A 10,561-nucleotide genomic window follows, 5' to 3' on the forward strand; every position below is an offset into this window, starting at 1 on the left:
CCGCAAGAAGTCTTCTCCACCCCGCCCCCTGGGGCTTTTCACTGTTGAATTGGCGCACAGTTTACCCATACCCTCTGCGAGTTGACCATCTCTATTGTGAAGTGAGACTACTACGCGCGTGAACGAAGAGAGGTTTTGGGGAGTTGGTTCCCTTGTTATGCGGCTTTGCGATACTCTACTCACCGCACATTCAGTAATGCCTTTTGCCCCTACCTAAGTCATCGCTCCTTTAACCACTCATCCCCCTGCCCCCGCCTCTCAGCCTCCCGCCACGCAGCCTCCTCCTCCGCCGTCATCCTCTTCGAGACATAGCGCCACGCCAGCGGCAGCAGCGCCTGGCCCAGCCGTGACCCGAACTCGATCCAGAAGGAGGGCCTCCGCGCCACGAGAAACGCCCCGGCCCCAAGAGCGAGGGATACTAGCCGCCAACTCTGTCAGAGAGCTGGAACTTGCTGGGTCATGCAATGGATGGCGCCACCCTGGCGCGGAGCAGCACGCATGGTGACGGGCACAATCTGCCGGTCAGGAAAGAGTTTCATGAGATAGGCGAGTGCTTCCTTGTCCTTGTCCGGCTCGGCACCTGCAACCGGCACGATGGCCGCACCATTGCAGAAGTAGAAATTCATGTAGGGCGCGATGATCCAACGGCCTTCGTCATGAAACCCCGACATGTAGGGGAAATCCACGACCTCAACACCTTCACGCTGCAACAAGGCTTTGGAGGCTTCAAGATGCGGTGCGTTGGGATCACCTTCGCCCGCCTTCAGCATCAAGGCGCGCCTGGGGCCGATGAAACAGAAGAACAGGTCAGCGTGGCCATCGGTGCCATAATACATGCGGTCAGGGTCGCGGACGGTATCCTCCGCGAGGCCCTGCCCCAGCCAGATGATCTTGCTGAGGCCGAGGGCTTCCTTGATACGCTCCTCTGCAACAGCCTTGGTGAGGTACCAGTTGCGCGAGGGATGCATGACGCAACCTTCCGGCGCCACCATGAGGCCTGATCCATCAATGGCGACTGCGCCACCTTCAAGTACTACATCAACATCATCGACGGAAATGCCCAAATCCTCTGCCAGCGTCCGGCCAAGCCGTGCGTCACGGTCTCGGTTGGCGTGCCGCTCGCCCCAGGCATTGAACCGGAAATGACGGGCACGTCGCGACTGTCCATCCGTCACGAACAGGGGGCCATTGTCACGTAGCCAAGAGCCATCCATGGGTCGGACCACCACGCTGACATCCGATGAAAGAACCTTGCGCGCCGCCACGGCATGGATTTCCTCAGCGCAAACCATGGTGACGGGCTCAAACTGCGCGATGGCATTAGCAACGGCAGCGAACTCGCTACGGCCCTGTTCCAGCGTGTGTTCCCATGAAGAGACACGGCACGGCCAGCCCATCAGTGTGCGCTCGTGCCTTTCCCATTCGGCGGGCATATGGAGTTTGTGCGACATTCTAGCTTTCCTCTATTGCCGTCCGGCTTTGACTCCATTGATCACAAGGTTCTTGGTCTGTAGCAGATGCCGTCTAAGTGACGCTGCGGCCCCTTCGGCATCGCGCTTCAGTGCAAGGTCAAGCAGTTCCTGATGTTCTGCGGAAACGTCACGCTTCACCACTTCGAACGGCATGGACCAGCGGCGATAAACTTCCGCCGCAGCGCGCAGCGATTCTGCCATGCCCATGAGCCGCTTGCTCTTGGCCGCACTGAGCAGCGCCATGTGAAACTCATGGTGTGCCTTAGCCCAGGCGGCGGTAACGGGAGCGATCTCCTTGGGATCATGTTTCGGAGTCCGCTCCATGCGATGATGGGTCGAGACCACGCGCGCTTCCCAATCAATGTCGCCATTATGGATCGAGTCCATGAAGGCAAGGCCTTCGATCGTGCAACGCGTTTCTGTGAGATCGATCAGGTCATCCAGCGACAACGACATGACCTTGAAACCAAGCTGCGACTGATTGACGGTGAGGCCCTCCGCTGTGAGACGCATCAGTGCTTCTCGCAACACGCCCATACTGGCGCCATAGTCCGATTTCAGTTTGGCAAAAGGCAATTGACTGCCAGGCTCGATCAGGCCACCCACGATGTCGGCCTTGATGCGATGATAGACCTCCTCCGTCCTCGTCTGACTTGACGTCATGTTTTGTCTCTTCTCCTAATGTGCCGTATTCGCCAGAAACTGATCGAAGCGCTCTGATTGCCCACGCCTGAAAACCTCTGCAGGTTTGCCCTGCATTTCAATTTGTCCCTTGTGGAGGAAAACCACGCGTGAGGATACGTCGCGCGCGAAACTGATCTCATGGGTCACGACGAGCATGGTTCGGCCTTCCTCAGCAAGACCTCGCATCACGCGAAGGACTTCGCCGACGAGTTCAGGGTCAAGCGCCGATGTCGGTTCGTCAAAAAGCAGGGCCGCGGGCTCCATGGCCAAGGCCCGTGCGATTGCCACGCGCTGTTGTTGGCCGCCAGAGAGAAAAGCGGGATAGGCGTCTTCCTTTTCTGCCAACCCCACGCGCTGCAACAGTTTGCGAGCGCGGTCTCTGGCTTCCGATGAAGAAAGGCCCAAGACATGCAGAGGACCCTCCATGAGGTTCTGAAGGACTGTCATGTGGGACCAGAGATTAAAACTCTGGAACACAAAACCGGTGTTGCGTCGGAGCGCTAGGATCTTCTGTGTGCTGGCTTTTCCACTGTCCCTGACCGGAACTTCGACACCCGTGCCATTGACTTCGATGTAGCCGGAGTCTGCTGTTTCGAGGAAATTGATGCAACGGAGAAAAGTGCTCTTGCCAGAACCGGAGGAACCGAGAATTGAAATCACTTCACCCTTCTGGGCCTCAACGGTGATGCCTTTCAGCACTTCCAGGGACCCGAAACTCTTATGGATGTCTCTGGCGATCAATGTTGCGCCGGAGAGTTGGGGAGAATTGGCCTTGTTTTGCATCATTCTTCCCCTTCAGATCATCTGCGTCTGTTCACGGGTGGTCATGCTTTGCAGGGCAAGGTGTTTCAAGGTCCGGCGCTCCACCCACCCCAGGATTCGGGTGATGATGAAGACCAGCGCCATATAGATCACTGTCGCCGCCAGAAATCCCTCATAGGCCAGATAATACTGCGCATTGAGTTTCCGGCCAGCGCCGAGAACATCAGTGATCGTCAACATGGAAGCGATCGCAGAGCCATGCAGAAGAAAGATCGACTCATTGGCGATCATCGGCAAACAACGGCGGAGCGCTGATGGCAGGATGACATGGCGCAACGCGCTTCCCTGTGACATTCCGATCGCCGCGGTTGCTTCAATCTCACCCCTGGGCACAGAATCCAAACCGCCTCGAAAGATCTCAACCTGATAAGCGGCGGAATTGATGGCAAAGGCTATGGCCGCACACCACCAGGGTTCACGCAGCACGGGCCAGAGAAAGCTGTTCCGCACGGCTTCGAATTGCGCCAACCCGTAGTAAAACACATAGGCCTGCACCAGCATGGGCGAGCCGCGGAACACGTAAACAAATACACCGATGGCCTTGGCAAGAAATGGCACACGTTTCCACCGCGCAATAGCCATCGGCAGTGCAATGACAGCACCGAAGCTTAGGCCCACCAATACCAGCAAGACCGTGTTCTTGATTCCAATGAGGAAAATGTCCCAGTGTGAGAGAATTAGAACAAAATCAACCGGCGATGACTTGGACGAAAATTCCGTGATCCAGGCCATGAAGCCTGAGAAGAAGGCTGCGAGCGTCATGCGCCTATCCTCCTGCCCCGGGTGTAGCGGGCTTCAATCGCGCGCAGTGCAACGTCAGACAGCGCCGTCAGGATGAGATAGATGACGAGGATGGCGATCAGAAAGGTGAAGGGATCGCGGGTCGAGCGACCGGCGGACACGCCGAAGAAAACGAGATCCTTGAGGCCTACGACTGACACAAGAGCAGTGGTTTTCAGAAGCACCATCCAGTTCACACCGATAGATGGCAGTGCATAGCCCATGAGCTGTGGGAAGGTGATACGGCGAAACAACTGTCGCGATGTCATGCCGATGGCCATGGCCGCTTCGAGCTGGCCCTTTGGAATGGACCCATAGGCGCCTCGGAATGACTCGGTCATATAAGCGCCAAAGATGAATCCGATGGTGATGACCCCGGCGGCAAGCGAGTTGATTTCAATATAGTCCCACCAGCCTGTTGCCGCGCCGAGCTTGTTCAATAGTGTCTGCCCGCCAAAGTAGAGGAGCAGCATCATGCACAGGTCTGGCACGGAGCGCACGAAGGTGGTGTAGTAGCCCGCAAGCCTCTTCACAACCGGCGTGCCACCGATCTTGGCGGCTGCGCAGACAAGACCAATAGCCAAGGCAAGTGCAAGGCCGCACAGGCCGAGCAGAAGTGTCACACCTGTTCCTTGCAGCAGAAGCCAGCGATATTCCCAGAGGCCTTCCATTGCGCTACCTTGCTTTCGGGCCCGAAGACCTGCCTTGCTTCAGGACTCGCGCCGTCTGAAGGGGGTGCCAAGGTCATAGGTTGGCACCCCATTGCACTCAGTTGAAAATATCGCGGCCGAAATACTTGTTCGAGAGCGCTACATAACTGCCGTCGTCGCGGGTCTTCTTGATGGCGGCATTGAGTTCTGCCTTCAACGCATCCTCACCCTTGCGCAGCGCAATACCCTGGCCAACGCCGAAGCACTCCCGATCATAAAGGTCAGCGCTCACGGGGGCGAACTCCTCCGTGATCTTGGCGTCAGACTTCAACCAGGTTTCGCCGGGGATGGTGTCCACCAGGACTGCATCAATGCGGCCGGCCTGCAAGTCGAGATAGGCCTCTTCTGAGGTTGCATATTGGCGCATGTCAGCCTTTGCCATGTGCTTTTTCATGTAGCACTCATGAGCCGTGGCACGCTGCACACCAACGGCCTTGCCGGTTGTGCCGGCTTCGTCAGCCTTGAAGTCCACACCCTTCTTGGCGATCAAGGCGGATGGTCCCTTGTAATAGGTATCGCTGAAGTCCACTTGCTTCATGCGCTCTTCGTTGATGCCCATCGACGAAATGATGACATCGAATTTCTTGGCGAGAAGGCCGGGGATGATGCCATCCCATTCGATGTCGACGAATTCACACTTTCTGTTCATGCGCTCGCAGACAAGATTGGCAAAATCGACGTCAAAGCCACCGACCGAACCATCGGGATTCAGCACGTCGAAGGGCGGATAGCCGGTGGAAATGCCGACCTTCAAAACCTCCTGCGCCGAAGCGGCCGGGGCTATCAGTGCCGCTGCCGCTGTTGCCAGAAAGGCGAACAATGTGTTGCGTCTATTCATGGTCTTCCTCCTTTTTTGGCCATTCTGGCCCTAGCTTTTCATTCTGCTCGCGGTTGGATCAAAGGCTGCGGCGGGGAGCAGTTTCACGCTGCGGCGTTTTCCGAGAATATCGATCGTGAGTGGCACCGTCGTTCCGGCGTGGACACCGTGCATATAACCAAGGGCAAGGCTTTTCGAGACGCGAAAGCCGTAAGCCGCCGATGATAGGAAGCCCACGACCTCTTCACCTGCGAGAACGGGTTCGTCACCCCATGGGTCAACGTCATCTGCGTCAATCTCAAATAGCGAATAGACATAGCGCTTGGGTTGATCCTTGACTTTCAACGCCGCCTCGCGGCCCACGAAGTCCGGCTTGTCGAATTTGACGAGAACACCCATGCCTACCTCGAAGGGCGTATAATCAAGGGCGTACTCAACACCCCATGCGCCATATCCCTTCTCTACGCGCAGGCTGTTGAGCGCGCGGATGCCGGCGAGCGTGACGCCCAAGTCTTTTCCTGCCTCAAGCAAGGCTTCCACAAGCGGAACATGGAACTCGGGCGTTACATAGATTTCGTAGCCAAGCTCGCCCGTGTAGGCAACACGCAACAGGATCGCTTCGACGGCGGGTCCCATCTGTACGTACGCCGACTTGCGGTAGGGCCATGCTTCACCTGAAAGATCCTGGTCACAGAGCCGCGCCAGTAGAGTACGTGCATTTGGGCCGGAGATGGAAAGGCCACAGAGGCCGATTGTCATGCTTTCAACAGAGACACCTTGCGCCGGCAGGAACTGCTCCCACCAGCGATGGTGGTAGCGGTCAACGACGCCAGAGCCGATAAGCAGGAATTCCTCGTTGCTCAGTTGGGCAACCGAGAACTCACCCATGAGGTGGCCGCTGTGGCTGAGCATGGGCGTGAGCACCAGCTGGCCGTCACGGCTCGGCATCCTGTTGGCCATCACATGCTCAAGCCAAGCTCTAGCACCGGAACCCTTGACCAAGTGCTTGCCATAGGTCGAGATGTCGATAATGCCGACGCCCTTATGTAAGGCGCGGCACTCTTCGCCCACATGCTGGAACCAGTTGGGGCGGTGGAAAGTGAGGCTCTCCTCAGGGACTACACCTTGTGGCGCGAACCACAGGGGAAACTCCACACCATCGCTGGAGCCGAATGCCGCCCCCTTCTCGCGGTAGAGCGGGTAGGCTGGCGTTGTGCGCGCCGGGCGGCCTGCGCTGCGGTGTTCATAAGGATAGAGCGTCTTGAAGCGCGTGGCATACATGTCGCCGGTGCGGGCCTTCACATAGGCCTTTCCAGCCCAGCGGCCATAGCGCGCGACGTCCCACATGAACACATCCAATAGCGGCTCGCGCTCCTTCATCCAGCCCGCCAGCACCATGCCGATGGCGGCCGACTGGCTGAAGCCTGTCATCACGCCGCAGGCGCACCAATAGTTGGGCACGCCGGGATAGGGGCCGATCAACGGATTGAGGTCAGGTGAGAAAATCATCGGGCCGTTGATGATGCGCTTCACACCGGCAGCGCCCAGCACCGGCACGGCTTCGACTGCCTGGAGGAAATTCTTGTCGATGCGCTCCAGCTGGTTTGGCAGCAATTCATGCCCGAAATTGAGCGGTGTGCCCTTTTCGGCCCAATGTGTGCAGGGATCCTCATAGACACCAAGGAGAAGCCCTTTGCCCTCCTGGCGCATGTAATACTCCGAGTCCGCGTCGCCGATGAGAGGAAGCTCGAAATCAAGGTTCTCAATTTCCAGAATGCTCTCCGTCACGAAGTAGTGGTGCTCGACTGGCATGAGCGGGAGCTGGATGCCCGCCATGGCCGCAACTTCGCGGGCCCACAGGCCAGCTGCATTCACGACCCGGTCTGCTCGGATAGTTCCATTCTTGGTGACGACATCCCAGGTGCCGTCGGGCCTCAGCCTTGTGTCGAGTACAGGATTGTGACGCACGATCTCGGCTCCCATGTCCCGAGCACCCTTGGCAAAGGCCTGCGTCACGCCGCTTGGGTCGACATGCCCGAAATGCGGCTCATCAAGTACGCCCTTGATGGTCGAAGGATCGAGAATCGGGCAGCGCTTCAACGTTTCCTCTATCGAGAGCCAACCGGTCTCAAGACCCGCACGGCGCGCTGCCATGTGATGCCGCTGCAATTCATCCATGCGCTCGTCGGTGCGCGCCAGAGCGAGCGCTCCAACATGATGGAATCCGCAGGATTGGCCAGTTTCTTGTTCTAAGATGGGATAAATGCTGAAACTGTAGTTGTGGAGGTAGGTGGCGTTGGCACCGCCGCCGAAGGCCCCTGTTCCACCGGCCGCATGCCAGGTCGAACCTGCCGTGAGTTCGGTGCGCTCGATCAGGATCACATCCTTGAAGCCAGCCTTCATCAGGTGGTAGGCGATGGAACATCCGGTGACGCCACCACCAATGATTGCCACTTCTACATTTTGCTTCATCAGAAGGCCTCCACGATTCTGTTGCGAAGCGTGCCGACGCCCTCGATTTCGACCTCGACGATATTACCGGCTTTGAGGAATCGTGCAGGCTTGTGGGCCGAAGCAACACCGGCAGGCGTGCCCGTTGCGATGATGTCGCCCGGTTCAAGCGTCATGATGCGCGACAGGAAGGCAATGATCTGCCGGACCGAGAAGATCATCGATGAGGTATTCCCGTCCTGCAGTACATCTCCGTCGACACGCGTCCTGACAGTAAGGTTTTGGATGTCGGAGATCTCGTCGATGGTGACGAGTGCAGGACCACAGGGGCCGAAGGTGTCGATGGCCTTTCCACCCGTCCACAGTTGATTGGCCAATTGCAAATCACGAGCGCTCACGTCGTTGAAAACCATGACGCCTGCCACGTGATCGAGCGCTGATGACTCTTCGATGTAACGGCCGCGTGTTCCGATAACCACGGCGAGCTCTGCTTCATAATCGACCTTGCTGGTATCGCGCGGCGGGACGACGTCGTCTTTCGCTCCCACCAGCGAGTTGGGATATTTGGCGAAAAAGATCGGCGCAGCGGGAGGGGTTGCTCCCACTTCCTCGGCGTGGTCATGGTAGTTGAGGCCGATACAGACGATCTTCTGCGGATCGGGAATTGGTGGTCCAAGTCTCAGACTGGCGCGCGGCATCAGCTTGAGATGGACAGTTCTGTCACGCACGACCCGTTCGAGTTGGCGCAGCGCATCGGGCCCAAGCTCCAGGAGTGTCCGGTTGGAACCCGCCGCGGCGACGTTTTCCTCGCTCCAGCCAGCGAGCGTCGCCACTTCGGTCGTTTCGACAACCGACTCGCCGAGCTCGATGCCGCTCGTCCAGGCCCTTGGCTTTCCGTAACTGACAAGACGCATCCAGCAACTCTCAGATAAAGGTAAGATCGATGGTGCCAAGCGAGCCGAAGTCTGCATGCAACCGCGAGCCAGACTTCACTTCGACCGAGCGGACCGGTGCCCCCGTGATGACAATGTCACCCGCCTTTAGATGCCCACCCAGGCCACGAAGTTCTGCAAGTTTTCCTGCGAGAAAGGCCAGCGGGGCGGCGGGATGACCCATGACATCGGTCGCGAGCGCGGCCTGGTGGTGGCCGTCCACATCCATGGTGAGCGTAAGGCCCGCGAAGTTAACCTGATCTGGCCTGAGTGCTGTCTTCCCGAGGATGATCCAGCCAGCCCCAGCGTTGTCGGCGAGGGAGTCATTGGCCCTCGCCTTCATCGCGCCGACACGGCTGTCGATGACCTCCACAGCCGCCCTCAGGCACGCTGTCGCGGCAAGTACATCAGGCACAGTAAGACCTGCCCCTTCGAGAGGCCTCGCAAGCTCAAATGCGATTTCAGGTTCCGCACGTGTGTTTGAGAGGTGCGTCACACGGACAGGCTGATTCTCCGGCGTGAACATGTTGTCGAGAAGAATGCCGAAATCGGGACCAGTCATGCCGTACATCTTCTGCATCGCTTCGGATGTGAAGCCGATCTTGTGGCCCTTTGGCCTGCCTCCGGTGGCAATCAGGTGGTCGACGAGCCTCCGCCTCACCTGGTAGGCATCCTCGAAGTCGTAGTCGATCGTGTTGGATGGCGGATCGATACCTTGTCCTGCCTTCACGGCCTCGAACAGCCGGTCAGCAAGGGCCTGTTGCTGCTGCGCGGTAAGTTTCATCAGGCGACCTCCACCCAGCTCGCATAGCGTGGATCCTCACCACGCACCGCGTTACTGAACGCTTGTCGCACCGCGGTTCCCATCGGTCCCGGATATCCGACGCTACGGTCATCGACCGATTCGACCAGGTTGACTTCCGAAGCTGTTCCACAGACGAAGATTTCATCTGCGATGTAGAGGTCCGAGCGGGACAGTTCGGTGGCACGCACCTCGTAGCCCAGATCACGGGCGATGGTGCGGACGGAATCATGCGTGATGCCCTCGAGACCACCTGCCGAAAGCGGTGGGGTGTGGATGACGCCGTTGCGGACCACGAAGATATTCTCTGCCGTACATTCCGCTACAAAACCCTGGGGGTTGAGCATGACGCAGTCGTCATACCCGGCCTTTCGCGCCTCGGCCTTGGCGAGCGACGAGTTGACATAGTTTCCGACCGTCTTTGCCTCCGGAGGCATGATATTGTGGTCATGCCGCCGCCAGCTCGACACTTTGAGCCTTAGGCCGCGCGCGTCCGTCGCCGCGCCGCGAACCGAGGCCCAGCCCCAGGCCATGATGGCGATGTCGACTTTGCAGGGTCCCGTGTCGAGGCCCATCTCGCCATAGCCGTAGTAGGCGAGCGGCCGGACGTAACAGCTGTCGAGGCCTGTCGTGCGCACGACCTGTTTGGTGGCTTCAACGATCTCCGAGACCGAGAAAGTCATCGGCATTCCGAGAATGTGTCCGGAGCGGTAAAGCCGTTCGATGTGGGGCGTAAGACGAAAGAGGCCGGGCCCGTTGGCAGTCTCGTAGGCTCGCACGCCCTCGAAGATGCCGGTTCCATAGTGCAGGGTATGGGTACCCACGTGCACCATTGCCTTGTCCCAGCCCACGAGCCTGCCATTCATCCAGATGCTGGGCGTGGGCGTGATCGGCATGTGAGGGCTCCATTTGTCAGAAGCGTTGAGTATGTCGAATTATGTATCACTAGTTCGACATGTCAATTCATTTTCGACATTTTGTAAGCGATTGATTTTCCACACTTCTTATCGCTGCCCACCGTCCACATCTACGATCGCGCCCGACGTAACCGTTTCAACCAATCTGGGGCCCTGGGTAAACCGACGCGGGCT

The 10,561-nt window shown here is 58.3% G+C and carries 10 protein-coding genes; all 10 read right to left on the reverse strand.

The window, feature by feature from the left end; all coding sequences use genetic code 11:
• Positions 1-434: 434 nt before the first annotated feature.
• The 10 genes from WCJ41_RS17545 to WCJ41_RS17590 all read right to left on the reverse strand — a co-directional run bounded on the left by WCJ41_RS17545 (position 435) and on the right by WCJ41_RS17590 (position 10,366).
• Positions 435-1,451, reverse strand: coding sequence for an agmatine deiminase family protein (locus tag WCJ41_RS17545; RefSeq protein WP_336907131.1), 1,017 nt, complete (start codon positions 1,449-1,451; stop codon positions 435-437).
• Positions 1,452-1,463: 12 nt separating this feature from the next.
• Positions 1,464-2,135 carry a GntR family transcriptional regulator gene (locus WCJ41_RS17550; protein WP_336907132.1) on the reverse strand — a complete coding sequence of 224 codons (672 nt, stop codon included), beginning with the start codon at positions 2,133-2,135 and terminating at the stop codon, positions 1,464-1,466.
• A 15-nt stretch (positions 2,136-2,150) separates the two neighbouring features.
• Entirely contained in the window at positions 2,151-2,942 is a 792-nt protein-coding gene (locus WCJ41_RS17555; protein ID WP_336907133.1) for an ATP-binding cassette domain-containing protein, read from the reverse strand.
• A 9-nt stretch (positions 2,943-2,951) separates the two neighbouring features.
• Complete coding sequence (locus tag WCJ41_RS17560; RefSeq protein WP_336907134.1) at positions 2,952-3,740, reverse strand: ABC transporter permease subunit; 789 nt, start codon at positions 3,738-3,740, stop codon at positions 2,952-2,954.
• Positions 3,737-4,429: an ABC transporter permease subunit gene (locus WCJ41_RS17565; RefSeq protein WP_336907135.1), complete on the reverse strand. Its 693-nt coding sequence runs from the start codon at positions 4,427-4,429 to the stop codon at positions 3,737-3,739. Before WCJ41_RS17565 ends, WCJ41_RS17560 begins: the two co-directional genes overlap by 4 nt.
• 97 nt (positions 4,430-4,526) lie before the next feature.
• A complete protein-coding gene (locus WCJ41_RS17570; protein ID WP_336907136.1) occupies positions 4,527-5,306 on the reverse strand; it encodes a transporter substrate-binding domain-containing protein in 780 nt (259 codons plus the stop codon).
• A gap of 30 nt (positions 5,307-5,336) precedes the next feature.
• Complete coding sequence (locus WCJ41_RS17575) at positions 5,337-7,757, reverse strand: FAD-dependent oxidoreductase (protein WP_336907137.1); 2,421 nt, start codon at positions 7,755-7,757, stop codon at positions 5,337-5,339.
• Positions 7,757-8,650, reverse strand: coding sequence for a fumarylacetoacetate hydrolase family protein (locus tag WCJ41_RS17580; protein WP_336907138.1), 894 nt, complete (start codon positions 8,648-8,650; stop codon positions 7,757-7,759). The genes WCJ41_RS17575 and WCJ41_RS17580 overlap by 1 nt, the downstream gene beginning before the upstream one ends.
• A 10-nt stretch (positions 8,651-8,660) precedes the next feature.
• On the reverse strand, positions 8,661-9,452 hold the full coding sequence (locus WCJ41_RS17585) for a fumarylacetoacetate hydrolase family protein (RefSeq protein WP_336907139.1): 792 nt from the start codon (positions 9,450-9,452) through the stop codon (positions 8,661-8,663).
• Positions 9,452-10,366, reverse strand: coding sequence for a branched-chain amino acid transaminase (locus tag WCJ41_RS17590; RefSeq protein ID WP_336907140.1), 915 nt, complete (start codon positions 10,364-10,366; stop codon positions 9,452-9,454). The genes WCJ41_RS17585 and WCJ41_RS17590 overlap by 1 nt, the downstream gene beginning before the upstream one ends.
• Between the last annotated feature and the right edge of the window lie 195 nt (positions 10,367-10,561).

It is taken from the genome of Aestuariivirga sp. (assembly GCF_037139295.1).
Lineage (GTDB): Bacteria > Pseudomonadota > Alphaproteobacteria > Rhizobiales > Aestuariivirgaceae > Aestuariivirga.